An 18,466-nucleotide genomic window follows, 5' to 3' on the forward strand; every position below is an offset into this window, starting at 1 on the left:
TCGCGCGTTACCCGTGGGAGGGTGATGCGGTTTACAGCGGAGCAGGCTGGATGATTTCAACCCAATAGCCGTCCGGGTCCTTGATGAACGCCAGGCTTTTCATCCGACCGTCGCTCAGGCGCTTCTGGAAATCGCAGCCCAGCGCTTCGAAGCGCTCGCAGGCGGCGACGACGTCCGGTACCGAGATGCAGATGTGACCGAAACCGCGCGGGTCGGTGTTGCCATTGTGGTAGGCAAACGCCGGGTCGTTTTCGGTGCCATGGTTGTGGGTCAGTTCCAGGATGCCGGGGATCGATTTCATCCACTCGGTCCGCGCCGCCGCGTCCGCAGGGATTTGGCCCTTGTCCACCAGCGCGAGGAAATACAGGCTGAATTCGGCTTCAGGGAAATCGCGTTTTTCCACCAGGGAAAAACCCAGCACGCGGGTGTAGAAATCAAGGGATTTGGTAATGTCCTTGACCCGCAGCATCGTGTGGTTGAAGACGAACTTTGCCGTGGCGGCATCGGGTTGGGCGGTGACGCCAGGAAACGTGTTGAGTTCTTGCAGGCTCATGGGCCCTCCGGAAAATTAAGTGGGGCAAACGACGCCGCAGCGGTGCCGCGACGGTCCTGGGCTTGCGCTGGACGGCTTCCTTGCAGGTGCGTCCATGATACGCAAGGGGCGGGGCATCGCCAAACCGCAGGTTTATCGATTCACTGTCGGAAGTAACAGTTGTTCGGCTTGAAAATCTTCTTATTCTGAACCCGGCAAATCGATCGGTCGTTCCATCCGCTGCGCTTGCATTCCTTTCACCCCGATTCTCTCGAGCGTCACGAATGCGAGCCATACGATCCGAGCTGTGTGGCTGGAGAGTTTCTGATGTCTTCCCCGTTGGTGTCACTGCGCGATAACGCTATTTTCATATTCCCCGGCCAAGGATCTGATCCGAGAGGTGGCTTGGCGACGCTCCACGGCACCAGCCCACAAGTTGCGCAACGGATAGAGGAGGTCCTGGGCGCGATAGATGACGCATTGAATCATATCGAGCAACGTCGACCTATAGCGTCGGGCCTGATCCGACAGGTTCTGCTCGACCCGGACCACAAGGGCGGACTGCCGGTGGGTGTTCCGCAGATGGCAGCTTTTGCCGCTTCGGTAGCGCTGGCAGAGGTCCTGGAGCTATTTGGTGTGCGTCCTCGCGTGATCATTGCGCAAAGCCTGGGGGAAATTGCAGCGATGGTCTGCGCCGGTGCGCTTACGTTGGCGGATGGCGCACGGGCCGTTTGTGCATTGAACAACGCCTTCCAAGACCAGGAAGGCGAAGGGACCATGGTTCTGGTCGTAGGTTCTGAGCGGGAGACTTTGACCTTATTGGAAACAGTGAGGCGGCCGGACCTGGTGTTGGCGTGCGTCAATGCGCCTCGTCAATGCCTCGTCAGCGGTCCCAACAAGGCCATCGAGGCGCTGATGAAACAAGCCCCTGATGGCCCAAAGATCCTGAGGCTGGATGCACCTTATGCGTCTCATCATCCAGGCCAGGTGTCAGTGGCGGAGCGTTTCCTTGCACAACTGCGCGCACTTTCACCAGGTTCTATACGGGTTCCCTTGTATTCCTGCGTCGCGCGCAGGATGTACCACGACAAGGATGACCTGCCGCGCGGGCTCGCTGATTGCGTTATCAAACCGGCTCATCTATTGCAGGCACTTCAGGACATCCACTCGGACGCGCAAACGGTGTTTGTCGATCTCGGCATCGGTGGTGGTTTGTCACGGTGTGTGTACGCCACATTACCTCTGGCGCAGGCATACGCCCCGTTGGTACAGGATGCTGCTGAGCTGATGGTTTTGTTCTCCGAACTGGAGTTCCGGGCTGGGGCCGACGATCCGCTGACGGATCGGACAATCCGCGGCCTAGTCGAAGCCATTGAAGGGGCTGTTTCGAATGAAACGAGCATGCAGGCAGCGCAGATTCTTGCAGGCCTGGATCTCTCCCATCGTATCGGTTTGGCGAATCTGGAACTGCACCGAGGCACCTATGCGCGACTGCGAGCGCTGATCAAAGCGCTGCCCGCCAATACCCGATTGTTCGATGAGCCCGGCCTGATGCTGGCGCTTTCGCAAGCGCTGGGGGTGGGCGATCCGTCTTTGTTTATCGCCTTTGCCATCCAATACGGGCTTTGTGTCGGCACGTTGATCGAGTTCGAGCAGGACAACCCGGGCGCCATCCGCCTGCGCCAAGCGTTGGAGTCCGGCGAGAAAGTCAGCGCCTACATGATCACCGAAATCGGTGGCAGCAACAGTCAGATTGCCAATCGTACCGAGGCTGTCTTTGATCCCGCGAGTAGGTCCTTCACCTTGCATACCCCGGATAACGGTGCGCTTAAATTTACCAATGTGGGGATCAGTGACCAGCCCAAGATCGGCGTCGTGTGCGCACGCTTGAAAATGGATGGCCGGGACTGCGGTGTCTATCCTTTTGCCTTCGATATCAGCGATCATCGAGGCCCTCGTCCGGGCGTGCGGTTGTCTTCCCCGGCAGAAATCCCCCTGGTTCCCTTCGATTACGGATTGGCGGGATTCGATCATGTGCATCTACCCTATTGCGCTTGGTTGTCCGGGACAGCCTCCATCGATGAACAAGGCGTCTTGCATGATCCGCTCTCCCATCCGGACGAGCGGCTCGTCCGTACGCTAGTGGCACCTGCGCATGTCTGGGCCATGGCAGCAACAGCCATGTGTGCGGTGGCCCGTGCCAGTGTCGGGCTGGCCCTGAGTCATTCTTTACGCCGTTCCACGATGGCGCGTATTGGCGCCGATGTCAGTTTGCTGAGCTACAGTACCCAACGTCGCGCGCTGTTCGCTGCCTTGGCGACCACTTACGTCACCACCTGCCAGGTCAATCATGAAGTTGAAGGTTGGATGCAAAGAGTGCGCGAGCGGACCACGCGACGCACCGCCGATGCCTCGGCCTTGACCTGGGCGCCGTGGTCCAGCGCGAACCGATCGTTGGCGCTGAGCAAGGCATTGTGTACCTGGGCGGTCGAGCAAGTGATCAGCGAGTGTAGGCTTCGTTGCGGTGTAGCGGGTGATCTGACCTTGAATCGTTTCATGGAATACGAGGGGCTGGCCCACGTATTCAATGACGCCGGCGGCAATAATTTGCTGATCGTACTGGACACCGCCAAAAGCTTAAGTGCGTTACCTCTCGACGTGCCCCCGGTATTTTCCGGGAGTGCTCGATTATTGGAGCCCGAATATTGGTTATTCTTGTTTCGCACACGCGAATACCGGTTGATCAGCCGTCTCAAGGCGGACGTCGAAGCCGCTGAAGTACGGGGCTGCGACCCAATGCAGGTGTGGAATCCGTTATTGGTCGGCGCCCGGGCCGTGGGCGAGGCGCATGGTTTGCGTCTGTTTCTTGAAAGTGCGCTGCAGGCCTTGGCGGTCGTTACCCAACCTCAAGTGGAAAAAATGCTGGGGGATTTGACCACTCTGTTTGTGCTCGAACGTATCGAGCAGCATGCCGCTTGGTTCATAAGCGAAGGATTGCTTGGGCTGGAAATGTACCGTCAGTTGGAAGGCAAGATAACGGTGCTGTGCGACCAACTGGCGCAACACGCACCGCAATGGATCGCAGCATTCGGTTACCCGAAGGATGCAACGCAGGCTCCCATCGGAGACGACATGGATTCTGCAGAGGCTTTGGCCAGTGCCCTGCACTGGACGACGGGTTCCCGCCCTCGGGGGGCACCTCAATGAATGTTTGATCGATCCGGTGTAGCTCTCGTTGACATGATGCTTCAGACTTCACGATCAGTCCTTGAGTGCAACGCAATGTTTCGACCGCTTCCTTCGCTGTTCGTCCTGCTGTTTACCGTCGCATCGAGCGTCGACGCGGGGGCCGCCGAACCGCAGGTTACCTGGCCTCAGGGGTGGATCATCGAATCGCTGCCTGCCGACGCACCGGTCCCAGCCAAAGGCCCCAGCCGGCAGCGCGCCACCAAGAATGATGCTTCGGGCAATGCCGTGATGGTGATGGAGTTAACCGCGTCACCCGTCGAGCCCGACCATCTCGTCAACTTGCAAGGCGTGCTGCTGGAAATGAGAAAGTCCATACAAAAGGATTTTTTCCAGGGCGGCTATCAAAGTGTCTGCAATAAGATTCATGCTTCGGTGTTGGGTGGCGCAAGCGCGTTGGAAACCACTTGCACGATTACGCAGAACGGCCGACATGTATTGTCGCAGACCCTTGTCGCGGCACTTAACGAGGGCAATGCCTACGTGTTGTCCTATGCGGGGCAGGCGCAGGTATTCGTAGAAAGCCAGGATGAAATACAGTCGGTACGAAATAGCCTGAAACTATAAGGCTTTCAGCATAATACTTTTGGATTAGCCTTAAAGTTCGGGCATAAAAAAGCCCTGGTGCAAGCCAGGGCTTTTTGCATAGTAGTGCGATCAACCACGCAGCCAGGAATCGACGGTGCTCGCGCCGTATTGTTCCTTCCACGCTTTCAGGCCGCGATGGTTGCCGCCCTTGGTCTCGATCAGTTCACCCGTGTGCGGGTTCTGGTAGACCTTGACGACCCGGGCGCGGCGGGTTTTTGGAGTCTTGGCCGACGGCAGACCTGACTTGGAAGGACTTGGGTCGAGGATCGCGATGATGTCACGCAGGCCCTTGCCGTAGGTTTTCATCAGCCCTTGGAGCTTTTCTTCGAATTCGATTTCTTTCTTGAGCCCGGCATCATTCTTCAAAGCTTCCAGCTGCGCGAGCTGCTCTTGAAGGGCCTTTTCGGCTTTGCGAAATTCAGCGAGTCTGGACAATATAAGTACTCCAATCAAAATAAATGGCTGATACCAACCGCAAACAAAGCTATAAGCCAGGCGCCTTGTAGCGACTCGGTGACTAATGACTCTCCTGCTATCGGGTCAGGCAGAAAAAATTGTAGTAGTTAATCCGAAAAGTGTAAATCGTAACTTTTTCGTTATGTAACAACAGTTGCCTTTTTCCATCAGTCGGCGGGACGACGTCAAGCGCTTGGCGACGGAAATTGGCTGTTAAGAGTACTAGATGGCGTAATGAAATCTTGCCCGCTACTGTAGCGGGCAAATAGAAGGCTTGTAGAAAAGTTAAGCGTGACTTAAATCGACCGGACTGCCTGGGCCAGCTCGATAAACGCCAGGGTTGCCGGCGAGGCTTGGCGGCTATCGAGCACGGCCAGGCCGATCTGCCGTGGGACGGGTGGCGACAGGGGGCGAACAACGAACCCAGGGTGCTGGACCAGAGGTAGCGAGCCTTCGGAAACCACGCTCACCGCGTCGCCACGCGCGACGATGTCGAGTGTACTGAGCAGTTGCGAGCAGCGATAACGTACGTTCGGTGCAAGGCGTGCTGCATTGAACAAGCGCCAGACCAGTTCCGACGACCCAGCCTCAGTGAGGATGAACGGGTCATCGCACAAGTCCCTGAGCTTTACGCAGGTCTGGTCGGCGAGCGAGTGGGCAGCGGGGAGCAGGGCGACCATCTGGTCTTCCACCAGCGCGAACGTATCGAAGCGCTCCTCCGGCAAAACCACGAAACCGACGTCGATTCGCCGTTCATCCAACCACTGGAGCACCTGGCGGTCCGGGCCCTCGTCGACATGCACTTCGATCCCTGGATGCAATGCACTGAAGCGTTCCAGGATCGCCGGCAACAGCTTCATCGACGATGTCGGGCCGAACGAGCCGATGCGCAAGGTTCCGCGACGCATGCCGCGGGCGTCTGCGGCTTCCTGGCGCAGGGTGTTGGCCAATCCGAGCATGGCTCGGGCCCGCAGCAGCAGTTGCTGGCCGATGTCGCTGGGCTCCACCACGGTTTGATGACGCCTGAACAGCTCGACGCCGAGTTCTTGTTCCAGGGATTTGATCGCGTGCGACACCGCTGACTGTCCAATACCCAACCGTGTCGCGGCTGCCGTGAAACCACGCAGCTCGGCGACCAGCGAGAAGATCTCGAGTTGGGTAAGGGTCATGAGCAAATACTCATTTTACGATGAGAAGGCATGAGCTGGATGATGACCTATCTGCCCTGATCCAGTAAGCCCCTAGTTCGGTGAATCATGAAGCCCCTTGAACACACTGTTGCCGCGCCATCCGACGTTCCGGTCTATTTGAAACTTGCCATGGTCACGATGATCTGGGGCGGGACCTTCGTGGCCGGGCGGATCCTATCCGATGCCCTGGCGCCGATGCTGGCCGCCAGCGTACGTTTCCTGTTGGCGAGTATCGCGCTGCTGGGGTTTCTCGGCCTGGCGCGCATTTCCCTGGCAAGGCCCAGCCTGAAACAGGGTGCTCAACTGGTGGTGCTCGGTTTCTTCGGCATTTTCTTCTACAACCTCTGCTTCTTTTATGGCTTGCAATACATCAGCGCATCGCGGGCCTCGTTGATCGTGGCGTTGAACCCGGCGGTGATCGGGCTGGCTTCGTGGTGGCTCTTCAAGGAACGGCTGGGACGCCTGAAGGTGGCTGGCATTGTCTTGTGTCTCGGCGGGGCAGGCTTGGTGATCGTCAGTCGAGACCCAACCCTGCTACAAACAGCGGAACACGGCTGGATAGGCGACATGCTGATTTTCGGCTGTGTGCTGGGCTGGGGTATTTATTCGCTGTTTTCCAGAAGCCTGAATGAGAGCCTTGGCCCGTTGCAGACGGTGACCTGGTCGATCCTGCTGGGCACGCTGATGCTCTGGGGAGCGTGTGCAGCGGGCGGGGATATTCGCTTCGCGGCGCTGGCCTCGCTGGACAGTCGACAATGGCTGAGCCTGCTATACCTAGGCGTGCTGGGCTCGGCCCTGGCCTACATCGCCTGGTATGACGGCATCCGGCGGATGGGCGCGACCCGGTCCGGCGTGTTCATCGCGCTCAATCCGCTCACGGCGGTGTTGTTGGGCGCCTTGCTATTGGACGAACGGCTCACGGCGCTGATGGGCGTGGGCGGGGGGCTGATCCTGATGGGGATTTTCCTGTGCAACAAACCCCTTGCGCGGCCGGCGGAAAAGGCGATTTGATACCCGAGGCGGACAAATACGGTTACGCTGTGTAGAATCGATTTACGCATATAAGAATAACGTCTTCTGGCAGCAGAAGCCTCGCCCGCAATAGCCTTGGGTCGACAATGAAGATACTTGGGTTTCAACTGATCTATGGCGATTTCCTCGCCCGCAGCGTCCGCGGTATTTCCTGCGCGCCGCCGTGCGCCCTCAGCATCACTGGCAACTAACGTTTCTTGTTAATTGATAAGCATGATGAGGCGCCGACATGGCAGATCTATACGAAAACCCGATGGGCCTGATGGGCTTTGAATTCATCGAATTCGCGTCCCCTACGCCCAATACCCTGGAGCCGATCTTCGAGATCATGGGCTTCACCAAAGTGGCCACCCACCGCTCCAAGGACGTGCACCTGTATCGCCAGGGCGCGATCAACCTGATCCTCAACAATGAACCCCATAGCGTGGCGTCCTACTTCGCCGCCGAGCACGGCCCGTCGGTGTGCGGCATGGCGTTCCGGGTCAAGGACTCGCAAAAAGCCTACAAGCGCGCCCTGGAACTCGGCGCCCAGCCGATCCACATCGAGACCGGCCCTATGGAGCTGAACCTGCCGGCGATCAAGGGCATCGGCGGTGCGCCGCTGTACCTGATCGACCGTTTCGGCGAAGGCAGTTCGATCTACGACATCGACTTCGTGTTCCTTGAAGGCATCGACCGCAATCCGGCGGGCGCGGGCCTGAAGATTATCGATCACTTGACCCACAACGTGTATCGCGGGCGCATGGCCTACTGGGCGAATTTCTACGAGAAGCTGTTCAACTTCCGTGAAATTCGCTACTTCGACATCAAGGGCGAATACACCGGCCTGACGTCCAAGGCGATGACCGCTCCGGATGGCATGATCCGCATCCCGTTGAACGAAGAATCGTCCAAGGGCGCCGGGCAGATCGAAGAGTTCCTGATGCAGTTCAACGGCGAAGGCATCCAGCACGTGGCGTTCCTCACCGACGACCTGATCAAGACCTGGGACCAGTTGAAGAAAATCGGCATGCGCTTCATGACCGCGCCACCGGACACCTACTACGAGATGCTCGAAGGCCGCCTGCCGAACCACGGTGAACCGGTGGGTGAATTGCAATCGCGGGGCATTCTGCTGGACGGTGCGTCCGAGCAAGGCGACAAGCGCCTGCTGCTGCAAATCTTCTCGGAAACCTTGATGGGCCCGGTGTTCTTCGAATTCATCCAGCGCAAGGGCGACGATGGTTTCGGCGAAGGCAACTTCAAGGCACTGTTCGAGTCGATCGAGCGTGATCAGGTACGTCGTGGTGTGCTCGCGACCGAGTAAACCCTAAAGCTAAAAAAGCCCGCCCGGCAGCGATGCCAGGCGGGCTTTTTCATGTTCTGGTTGACGCTGCTACTGCACGCTTACAAGGGGAGTTGAGGCACGCCCATATCAAACGTCTGCACAAGAGTCATGTTAAACCTGCGCTCCAAATGAGCCGTCAGCTCCGCCATGTTCTTGAACTTATTCTCGATGCTCATGCCCCAGCTCTGGTTGTTGATATACAGCTTGTCCTCTATCTCATTGACCTTTGTTCGTTTTACTTCGCCGTCCTTGGATCTGTGGTAGAGCTCGATTCCCTGGGGCCGATAACTGACGATGTACTGTCCGGGCCGGGTCAGCAGTGGGAATTGATCGACGAGGCGATGAGGCGAAGCGGGGATGGCCGTGGTCCCGGGCACTTGCCTCATGCCACTGCTTTGCAGTGCCCACACAAGCCTATCGAGGCTGTTGAACCGCACCGCATGCACCATCTCCAGCGAGCTGAACGGGGCTCTGATAAAAAACTTGTCGTTGTCCATTTGCACCGGGATTCTTTTCGCCTCAGTGCCATCGAGCCTAACGTAAAGCACAAAGCCTCCCGCCGACCGTTCAATCAGGAATTCCTTGGGCCGATGCAGCAGATTGCCGGGACTGGCGATCGGTCGTTGTATCGCTTGGGTGCTGACATTGACCTCCAACAGCAAATCCGATTTCACGAATTGGTGGGAGGGCGGGACAAGATGAGTGGTTGCGGCTTGCTGCAGGATAGGCAAGCGATTCGAAATGATTTCACCGGCATCGGGCATTACCCGGTCAGGTTGGCCGCCAACATCGACTACGCGAATCCCGATGACCCCTTCCAGTTCTGCAAGTCCCGGAACGTTTCGAACGGTATTGGCGTGCTCGCTGCCAACCAGGGCCACCCATTTATGGGCACCCTGCTGAACCTGAACACCCTCGATGATGGTATGGGCAATGAATTTGAAACGGTTCGGGCGCAGCGGGAAATACACCCTGAGGTCATCCTGATAGCTGGCTGACGTGTCGAGCGCGCGCACCCTGATGCCATGCTGGCGGGCGATGGTTACCAGGTTCTCCAAGGCATGGGTACTTAGCGGATCCACGCCTTGAAGCTCATCCTGGCGACGAAGGTTAGCCCGCAACTTCTCGGACATTACCCCGCTGGAGGCGAACGACGTCAGCAGCGGTTGATCGTACTCGGTCACCAAGTTCTCCAGGTAAAGCGTCTTCACCTGTTGTCTCGCCAGCGCCGGCAGATTGTCGATCAGCAGCATTCTTGCGCCGATAGCGTTATAGGCGGCTCCCAATACCAACCCGTTGGACTGGCGATAGACACTCTCGACAATATCGGAGACCGGACTGTAGGGCGGGAGTGTTGGTGCAGGGGGCCTGGGAGGTAATGGATGACGATCGAAGAACCGTTGGCTGGCGTCGACAATATCCCATTCGCGTCGACTGTGTTCCCGGCGTGCGCGCCTGCGATCCAGGTTCTCGGCAAAGTGGACTTGCTGATGGATGCCAAAGGGATCTGCAGGGAGCTGTGGGCGTCGGATGATCGTTTCAAAGTCATTTCGGTATCGCCTGGATAATTCATAGGGCCTCAGTCCTTGCCCACCTACCTCCAGGCTCAGCTCTGCGGTAGAGAGCGGCGACTCCTGCGTTATGCGAATCGCGGGGCCCCCCGGGATATCCTCGATACGAATACTCAGGACGCCCTGAAGTTGTGCCAGGTCGGGACGATTGCTGCGTATGTTTACCCCCCATCCAACATGCTGCCGCTCATAGGCGGGCGAGTTCAGTTGACGCTCCAAGGGAGCATCTATCAACGCGATCCATTTGCCCCCGGGGTGACTGAGCCGATCGGCCATGATGACTTGGTTGGCGTGATACGTGGAATGGCCGTGATATTCGCCACCGAGCAGTGCCTGCCGATACCTGGCTGCACAATCCAGGCCCCTGAGGCGTATGCCATTTTCTTGCGCCGCGATGATCAAACCTTCATAGGTGTAGGGGGTTGGATACGCAGCATCGACATTGACATCCAGGTGTTTCAGACGTTGCCCCAGGCTGTTGCTCACTTCGCCGGTCCTGAACAAATGATCCAGGGCGATCTGATCGATGTCGATTCTCAAGCGATCCAGGTACAGCGTGGTGACCCCGCTTGCGGCCAGTGCCGACATGTTGTCCATCAATTGCATCTTGCTACTGGTGCTGACGTAATTTTCGGTCAGTATCACGCCTTGGGACGCTGCCAGAACCGTCTCGACAAGCCTCGGAAGAGTGGCTACGCCGGCCAGGAGAGGAATGAGAGGGCGAGGCGGTGGCGTGACGGCACCGTAGAACACCTCGGCGTCGTTGCTCAACTTCGTCAGTTGGGCTGAGTAGAGAGGCCTCAACGTCGCCTCGCTGGAACGAATATCGGTGCTGATCAGTGCCTCGCTTCGCCGGTCGAAACTGGCTCGGTGTTCGGAGGACAATTGATACGGACGCAGTCTCGTGGCGAAGGTGTTTTCGCGCCAGTACATTTCGCCTTCGGGCCTGTAGAGCGCAGGACCGGAGGGCTGCGAGTCTTTCGGGCTCCTCGCGCAATACGCGCCCAAGACCGGGTCGTAGGCCACGCTGGCGACCTTGCCACCCTCCAGGTCGACGTACATTGCAACGCCCTCGATTCTTATCCCGTTGCCGCCAGGTAGCGACAATCCGTAGGGCGGATCGACTGCGTAGCTGGCCAACGATTGTTCCAACGCACGCGCAATCATGGGCGTGCTGGTTGAAGTGTCGGTGACTGAGACTGTGGGTTGTTGCGTGTTCTCGGGAGGGCGGGCGGCAGGGCTGCCCGGTTCCGATGGCGACGTGGATGGGCGCGAGATGTCCGCAGCGTTGGGCAACCTTCCGGACTCGGGAAGACGCGGAGTCGTCGGCAGGCTGATGTCAGCATCGGGTCTTGGTGTGCCCGTTTCCCTTGGGCGGATGGGTTTTTTTGGAGCCATTTTGTTCGTCCTTGATACACGGTAATGAACGCCGCAAGCGTCCTGGAGACGCTGCGGCTGTTTTTTCAGAAGGTGTTACCGGCGGGTTTCTTTCAATGACCCCGAGCCGGGGCGATGGTCAGATCCGAGCTGAGCACCTGACGGGTGTCGTCACCGTCGACTATCCACCGTTGTTCCAGGGTGTCGTAGAAGATCGCTCCGGGCGTATCGTCGAGGAGGCGAATGCCTTCGATGCTCAGGAAGGTGGTTGCCAGGCGATCATCCGCCTGGTGTGCCTGGATCTCCCGCAGAATGTGCGGGATCAGGGTGGGGCGCCGAATATCCATGCTCAGCAGCCTTGCCTTTGCCCCATCGAAGTCAATCAGATAGCGATTACCGGATCGGAGCACTACCTGCACGCTCTCCTTGGGTTGGCCAGGGGCGTGGGCCTGTTCGAAGAGCAGCAGCACATCGCCAATCACAATCGAGCTTTCGCCAACACGCAGATCGGCGTAGTCCAAGTCGTGGGATAACGTGTCGGTGTACACAGTCCAGGCTGACGACTGAGTCTCACCCGTCGTGGACAGGCGCAGAGTTGCCCCGGGGCTGGGGTGAATTTCGTAGGCGCTGGCATTGCCTTCCAGCACATAGATGCCTTTGTGTCGGCGTTCCGGCACTGTGATTTTCTGTGGTTTACCGGCTAACCGTATGACTTCGTCCGCGCAGCGGTGGAAAAGATAATGGCCATTTCGCTCGCGTAGGGCATGGCGCCCGTCGACCCATCGTTTGCCGGGTTGCCGATGGTCATCGAGATAGGACATCTGCGGTTCGCGAACCCTGTAGGAAATGCCATCGCGCATCACCAGGATGATTGAATGCACCAGTGTCACGCCGGCAGACATGAGCACGCCCGCTACGTTCGTTGGCGCACCTGCGCCGTTCTTTAACCAATGCTTCAGGGTTAACCGAGTGTGGCCCACGAACTGCAACGTCAGGCTCATGTCGCTGTAGGTCAGGTAGCTGAACTGACCGATGTCCCGACGGGTTACGTGATACTGGGCGCGCACGCTCCGGAGCTCAGCGCTGTCATAGTCCAGGTACAGCGTGGTGGTGGTTTTATCCTGCTGTTCCTGGATCTCGAAAACCGGATCGTTACATCCCCTTGGGATGAAAAAATTCGCGAGGGGGGAGTGTGGTAGAACCCCGGCGCCGCCATTGAAGAGGGTTGCAGCGGTTGGCGATACGCCGTGTTCCAGCACAACCACTTCGATTGCGTGATCGTGGATCGATTCCAGCTTGCCTGGCAGATCCGGCTTGAGGGTAAAACCGTCCCGCGTGATGAATAACACAGCGTCATTGCGTAGCTCGCGGTGAGCATCAACCGACTTATAGACATCGATGATGCTGACTTGCCGGGGCATGTCGTAGCCGTCGGCACCGCGAAGCATCGTTACGTTCAGCGACGTGCCTTGGACCTGCCAGTGCGCAATCGCTTCCATGGGACAATCCAGCTCGATGACGCTCAGTTCCAGGCCATCTTCGCGGATGACCACTTCGCCGCCATTGAGCGCCACGAAATAGCGATCCTTGCCCTGGCCGCCATCGACTCGGCTGTTGTTGCCCATAAGGCGAAACACATCGTCGCCCTGTCGACCGGTGGCGGTGTCATCGGCGCCGTTGAGCGTGATCGTGTTGGCCTCCCGGCTGCCCAGGACCCGACTGCAACCGCCGGGCACTGTCTCGACGTTTTCGATATCGGTCATCGTTGCGTAGTAGACCGGCGCGGTGTCGTCGAGGGACTTCAAAAGGGAAATTCCCTTGCGCAGATCGACCTCGTGACCGATGTAGGTCAAGGTGTTCAACGGCGCGACCTGTCCCTGCAAGGACACCGTGTCTATACCGGCGCCGCCATGTAACGCATTCATGGCGGCCGTGGTGGGTGCCTTGAGGGTTTCGTTGACCTGGAAGATAAACGCGTCGTTTTCACCGCCCCCCGTCAGGTTCTTTTTACCGGTGGTGAAACTGAAATAATTGGATTTGTCCTGCACGCCGAAGACCTGGTCGTCACCGCCTCCCAGTTGCCAGTAAATGCCTTTGTTTTTCCCCGGTTCGCCGACGCTGAGCCCAGGCACTTTATCCAAGCCATTGGCGGCGTAGATCACATCGCCGCTGTCCACCACGGTGGGCGTATTGATCGCCTGATAGGGTTCCTCGCCGTCTTTCCAATAGAATTTCCAATGCTTGACCGGTTGCATCTCGACGTCGAATCGGCCACTGACGATGGCGCCTATGCTGGATTTCATTTCCCCGTCCAGCAGCTTCTGCGCTTGTTCCTTCAAGGCCTTGGCATAGCTGGCTCGCGTATGTTCGACCTGATAGCGTTCCAGTACGCTGGCGTCCAGATCCTGCCCCGTGAACGCAAACCAGCCCGAGCGCCAGCGCTCATTGACGCTGAGTTCGATGTAATCGTCGATATCGTCCACTTGGCGAACCGCACCATAAATCCGGGCGCCCAGGATCAGTGTGGCGCACGCGAGCAATCCCAGTGGACCGGCAGAACTGAAGCCAGCCAGCGCTGCGACGCCGATCGCCACCGAGAGGCCGGCACTCGCCAGGCTGAAGCCAGCGTTGACATAGTGATCCATCGCCTGCTTGCCCGTGGTGTGGACCGCGGCGTCCAAGGCTTTGATAGCCAGGTAGATATCGAAAGGCAGCGTGAGGACGGCGGCCATCAGCCCCGCGCCGCGAATCAGCCATACGCCTTGCGAGGTGGCCAGGAAACCCTTCAACACTTTGTCGCCGTTGCGTAGCGTCTGGCGCAGCATCTCCTTGTTCTGAACCAGCATTTTCCCGGTTTGCGTGAGCCCGCGCTCGACGAACATCGACGTCGCTTCGCCGCCAATTTCCCCAGCGCTGATCCCGGCTTCAGCAAAATTGCCTTTTTGCAGACCGTCACGGATCCCTAGCACGCCTCCATAGATTCCATACGCTTGCATGCCCAGGCCGGCGGTGATCACGCTATTGGACTTCAGCTTATTGACCCACTTCGGCATGCCAGGCGGAACCGGCAGGGTTTTTTTCGCTTCTGCGGCGCGCAGTGTCTTGAGCAGTTTGTCGAGCTGGATCATCGACGTACTGGGGATGTGGCCCGGCGCTGTGTCAAAAATCGGCGGCGTGCCGGGTGATCGAACGGACGCCAATTCGTAGAGCAACAAAGTGGCATCCGGAGCATCGGCCGAAGGCTGGGCCTTGATGTGCTGCTCGACTTTAAGCGGGTCGAACTGGAGGGTGTCGACCAGCGCCCCGTCCGGCTGCAACAAGGGCGGTGATTCAGTCCCAGTGCCAAAGTCGTCGAGCCGCGCACCCATGCGATGAAGCTCGGCACGGCTGACCCTCAGTTCACCGATTTTTACCGGTCCAAGACGCCTGTCCAGCGTCCGAAGCTGCTCCGATGACACGGGAGCAGACCTGGGCCGAGGCTGGGCCGACGTCGCAGCCCGGGTCGAGGCGAGATCGGTGACCAGTACGGAGGTCATCCGCTTCACCTCGTGCTGGGCGGATTCCTTTCCTGAAGAGAGTGACATCGATAATTCCCTTTATCGTGAAGTCCTGTCGAACGTCCTCCTGACATTCGTGCGCGCATGGTAAACCGCGCCGGCCTCTGCGGTTCAGCTGAAATGTGTCTTGATGCAAATGGCCCGTCAGGCTATGCGTCGTTGCCGCACCAGGTGCTTGAACCCTTCCAGCACCAGTACAGTCACGGCCAGCCAGATGGGAATGTAGGTCAGCCATTCTTCGGCCTGGATGCTTTCGCCCAGCAGCAGTGCAACACCCAGTAGCAATACTGGCTCCACGTAGCTCAACAATCCGAAGAGGCTGAACGGCAGCAGGCGGCTGGCGACGATATAGGCCACCAGTGCCGAGGCGCTGATGACGCCGAGCAGCGGGATCAGCAGCGACAGCCAGGGGTGTTGATTGAAAACGCCGAAACCCTGTTCTCCGCTTTGTACGAACCAGAGCGCCAATGGCAGCATCAACGTCATGTCCAGCCAGAGGCCGCCCAGGTTGTCGGTACGCAGGCGTTTACGCAGGATGAAGTAGATCGGGTAGCCGATGACCACGAGCCAGGTCGCCCAGGAAAGACCGCCCACCCGGTAGAGCTCGTTGAGCACACCGAGGGTGGCGAAGAGCACGGCGATTTTCTGTAGGCGGGACAGGCGTTCGCCATAAACGATGCGCCCGGTCAGGACCATCGACAGCGGCAACAGGAAGTACCCCAATGATACGTCCAGGCTGTAGCCGTTGAGCGGTGCCCACATGAACAGCCACAACTGCGCGCCCATCAGTGCCGATGACACGATCGCCCCGAGCAGCAGGCGTGGTGCGGCGACCAGGCGTGCGACCAGGTCCGAGACCAGTTTCCATTCGCGGGAGATCATCATGAACGCGGTCATGCACGGCATCGTCAACAGCATGCGCCAACCGAAAATCTCCAGGCCGGTCAGTGGCGTGAGCAGCGAGGTGTAGTAATACATGACGGCGAACAGGACGGATGCCGCGACGGATAAAGCGATGCCTTTGGACAAGGTGATTCTCTTGAGGACATTCAGCTCAACACAATGGTTTCTGTCAGGAATCGGTGTAGGTTACGACGTACGTGGCACGCGCCCCGGCACGAAGTGACTCACATCGTTGAAGCCCGGCGTCGACGCATGCCCCGGCGTGACCAGCGAATCGATGAACGCTTCATCTTGCGCGGTGATTTTCACCGCCTGCGCCTTGGTGTACGCATCCCATTGTTCCTCGGTGCGCGGCCCGACGATGGCCGAGGTCACGGCGCTGTTGTTCAGCACCCAGGCGATGGCGAACTCGACGATGCCCACGCCCCGATCCTGGGTGTATTGCAGGATCTGCTGGGCAATGCGCAGGGATTCGACCCGCCATTCGGTTTCCAGGATGCGCTTGTCCTGGCGTCCGGCACGGCTGTTGGCGTCCGGTGCCACGTCCGGCGCGTACTTGCCACTGAGCACGCCTCGGGCCAGGGGGCTGAACGGCACCACGCCGAGGCCGTAGTTCTGCGCAGCGGTGATCTGCTCGGTTTCCGCCTGGCGGTTGACGATGTTGTACAGCGGTTGGCTGATCACCGGACGGTCGATGCCCAGGCTGTCGGCAATGCGGATCACCTCGGCGATGCGCCAGCCGCGATAGTTCGACAGGCCCCAGTAGCGGATCTTGCCCTGGCGAATCAGGTCGCCGATGGCCGACACGGTGACATGCAGCGGCGTGTTGTGGTCTTCGCGGTGCAGGTAATAGATGTCCAGGTAATCGGTGCCCAGGCGCGTCAGGCTGGCCTCGATGCCGTTGAACAGGTGCTTGCGGCTCAGGCCGCTGCGGTTGGGCACGCCGTCCGGCGGGCCGAAACCGACCTTGGTGGCGAGCACCCATTCGTGGCGGCGACTGGCAATCGCCTCGCCGACGATTTCTTCGGAGCGACCGCCGGTGTAGACGTCCGCGGTGTCGATGAAATTGATGCCCTGGTCCCAGGCCTTGTCGATGATCCGCAGCGAATCCTCGGTGCTGGTCTGTTCGCCGAACATCATGGTGCCCAGGGTCAACGTCGAGACTTGCAACCCGGAATGGCCTAGCGTGCGGTAGCTCATGACAAGATCCTTTTATCCATGGGGAAAGGCTCAATCAAATACCAGAACCGCCGCCTGGATCCAACCGTTTTTCTCAAACACCGCGAAATCGACTGTGGGATCAGGGATCAGGCCCGCAGGGTGCGGGTCATGCGCAACGCCAGCAGGCTGCCGCAGACAATCACGCCCGCCAGCAAATACAACGCCGCATCGGTCGAGCCGGTGGCGTCCTTGACCCAGCCCACCAGGTAGGGGCTGAGGAAACCGGCCATCTGGCCCATGGAGTTGATCAACGCCAACCCACCGGCTGCCGCGCCGGCGCTGAGCAGGGCGGTAGGCACCGGCCAGAACATCGGGAGGCCGGTGAGGGCGCCCATGGTGGCGATGGACAGGCCAAGGATGGCAATGGCCGGGGTGGTGGCGAAATTGACCGCGATCAGCAAGCCCACCGCGCCCATCAACATCGGCACGACCAGGTGCCAGCGACGCTCCTTGTGCAGATCCGCCGAGCGGCCCACCAGCAACATGAACAGCGCAGCCAGCAGATACGGAATCGCACTCAGCCAGCCGATCACCAGGTTATCGCTGAAACCGAGGTTCTTGATGATCGACGGCAGCCAGAAATTGATGGCGTATACGCCGCTCTGGATGCAGAAGTACACCAGGCCAAAGGCCCAGATCGCCGGGTTCTTGAACACGGCCGCCAAGGAGTCGGTGCTGGTTTTCGGCTTGTTGGCCAGGTCTTCGGCGTGGTCGGCGGTGAGCACCGCGCGTTCATGATCGGTCAGCCAGGTGGCTTTGGCGAAGGTGTCGCTGAGCAGGAAGAACGCCAGGGCTCCGAGGATCACCGTCGGAACGCCTTGCAGCAGGAACATCCACTGCCAGCCCGACAGGCCGCCCTGGCCGGCGGCGAAGTGGTTGAGAATCCAGCCGGAGAACGGGCTGCCCAACAGGCCGGATACGGGAATCGCCGACATGAACAGCGCCATGATCCGACCACGGCGGAACGTCGGGAACCACTGCGAGAGGTACAGCACGACGCCAGGAAAGAACCCGGCTTCAGCGGCGCCGGTGAACAGCCGCAAGGTGTAGAACTGGGTCGGCGTGGTCACGAACAACAGGCAGGTCGACAGCGTGCCCCAGGTGATCATCATCAAGGCGATCCAGCGCCGTGGCCCGAACCTGGTCAAGGCCAGGTTGCTCGGCACGCCGCACAGCACGTAGCCGATGAAAAAGATCCCGGCGCCGAGGCCGTATACGGTTTCGCTGAATTTCAACGCGTCGAGCATCTGCAACTTGGCGAAGCCAACGTTCACTCGGTCCAGGTAATTGAACAAGTAGCAGATGAAAATGAAGGGGATCAGGCGCAGGGTGATGCGCTTGTAGACGGTATTTTTTTCGTCAGGGGTAGCCAGGAGGGCTGTTGCGCTCTGGGACATGGCGGGTCTCTCTTTATTATGATTTTGGCGTGCCAAGGGGTAACGTTGACTGCCCCTTGAGTCTCGGCC

The 18,466-nt window shown here is 59.0% G+C and carries 12 protein-coding genes; 4 read left to right on the forward strand and 8 right to left on the reverse strand.

Going from position 1 to position 18,466, the window contains the following annotated elements; all coding sequences use genetic code 11:
- Positions 1–31: 31 nt before the first annotated feature.
- On the reverse strand, positions 32–553 hold the full coding sequence (gloA, locus tag VQ575_RS10350) for a lactoylglutathione lyase (protein WP_039592980.1): 522 nt from the start codon (positions 551–553) through the stop codon (positions 32–34).
- 306 nt (positions 554–859) lie between these two features.
- On the opposite strand from gloA, the gene VQ575_RS10355 reads away from it, so the two are divergent.
- Complete coding sequence (locus VQ575_RS10355; RefSeq protein ID WP_325919595.1) at positions 860–3,739, forward strand: acyltransferase domain-containing protein; 2,880 nt, start codon at positions 860–862, stop codon at positions 3,737–3,739.
- Positions 3,740–3,814: 75 nt separating this feature from the next.
- On the forward strand, positions 3,815–4,345 hold the full coding sequence (locus VQ575_RS10360; protein WP_039592981.1) for a DUF4946 domain-containing protein: 531 nt from the start codon (positions 3,815–3,817) through the stop codon (positions 4,343–4,345).
- Positions 4,346–4,435: 90 nt separating this feature from the next.
- Here the strand turns inward: VQ575_RS10360 and VQ575_RS10365 are convergent, their stop codons facing one another.
- Entirely contained in the window at positions 4,436–4,801 is a 366-nt protein-coding gene (locus VQ575_RS10365; RefSeq protein ID WP_039592982.1) for a histone-like nucleoid-structuring protein, MvaT/MvaU family, read from the reverse strand.
- Between the two features lie 317 nt (positions 4,802–5,118).
- Positions 5,119–5,991, reverse strand: a complete 873-nt coding sequence (locus tag VQ575_RS10370) for a LysR family transcriptional regulator (protein ID WP_039592983.1) — start codon at positions 5,989–5,991, stop codon at positions 5,119–5,121.
- A gap of 87 nt (positions 5,992–6,078) precedes the next feature.
- On the opposite strand from VQ575_RS10370, the gene VQ575_RS10375 reads away from it, so the two are divergent.
- Complete coding sequence (locus tag VQ575_RS10375; protein WP_039592984.1) at positions 6,079–7,023, forward strand: DMT family transporter; 945 nt, start codon at positions 6,079–6,081, stop codon at positions 7,021–7,023.
- Between the two features lie 250 nt (positions 7,024–7,273).
- The gene (hppD, locus tag VQ575_RS10380; protein ID WP_039592985.1) at positions 7,274–8,350 is read left to right on the forward strand and encodes a 4-hydroxyphenylpyruvate dioxygenase; all 1,077 of its coding nucleotides are present in this window, start codon (positions 7,274–7,276) and stop codon (positions 8,348–8,350) included.
- Positions 8,351–8,430: 80 nt separating this feature from the next.
- On the opposite strand, the gene VQ575_RS10385 is transcribed toward hppD, so the two are convergent.
- The 5 genes from VQ575_RS10385 to VQ575_RS10405 all read right to left on the reverse strand — a co-directional run bounded on the left by VQ575_RS10385 (position 8,431) and on the right by VQ575_RS10405 (position 18,397).
- Positions 8,431–11,340, reverse strand: coding sequence for a membrane-targeted effector domain-containing toxin (locus tag VQ575_RS10385; protein WP_152668388.1), 2,910 nt, complete (start codon positions 11,338–11,340; stop codon positions 8,431–8,433).
- A gap of 92 nt (positions 11,341–11,432) precedes the next feature.
- Positions 11,433–14,855: a hypothetical protein gene (locus tag VQ575_RS10390; protein WP_325919596.1), complete on the reverse strand. Its 3,423-nt coding sequence runs from the start codon at positions 14,853–14,855 to the stop codon at positions 11,433–11,435.
- Between the two features lie 165 nt (positions 14,856–15,020).
- On the reverse strand, positions 15,021–15,905 hold the full coding sequence (gene rarD / locus VQ575_RS10395; protein ID WP_039592988.1) for an EamA family transporter RarD: 885 nt from the start codon (positions 15,903–15,905) through the stop codon (positions 15,021–15,023).
- 60 nt (positions 15,906–15,965) lie between these two features.
- The gene (locus VQ575_RS10400) at positions 15,966–16,979 is read right to left on the reverse strand and encodes an aldo/keto reductase (protein WP_039592989.1); all 1,014 of its coding nucleotides are present in this window, start codon (positions 16,977–16,979) and stop codon (positions 15,966–15,968) included.
- Positions 16,980–17,086: 107 nt separating this feature from the next.
- Positions 17,087–18,397, reverse strand: a complete 1,311-nt coding sequence (locus tag VQ575_RS10405) for an MFS transporter (RefSeq protein ID WP_039592990.1) — start codon at positions 18,395–18,397, stop codon at positions 17,087–17,089.
- Between the last annotated feature and the right edge of the window lie 69 nt (positions 18,398–18,466).

The organism is Pseudomonas frederiksbergensis (genome assembly GCF_035751725.1).
GTDB lineage: Bacteria > Pseudomonadota > Gammaproteobacteria > Pseudomonadales > Pseudomonadaceae > Aquipseudomonas > Aquipseudomonas frederiksbergensis_A.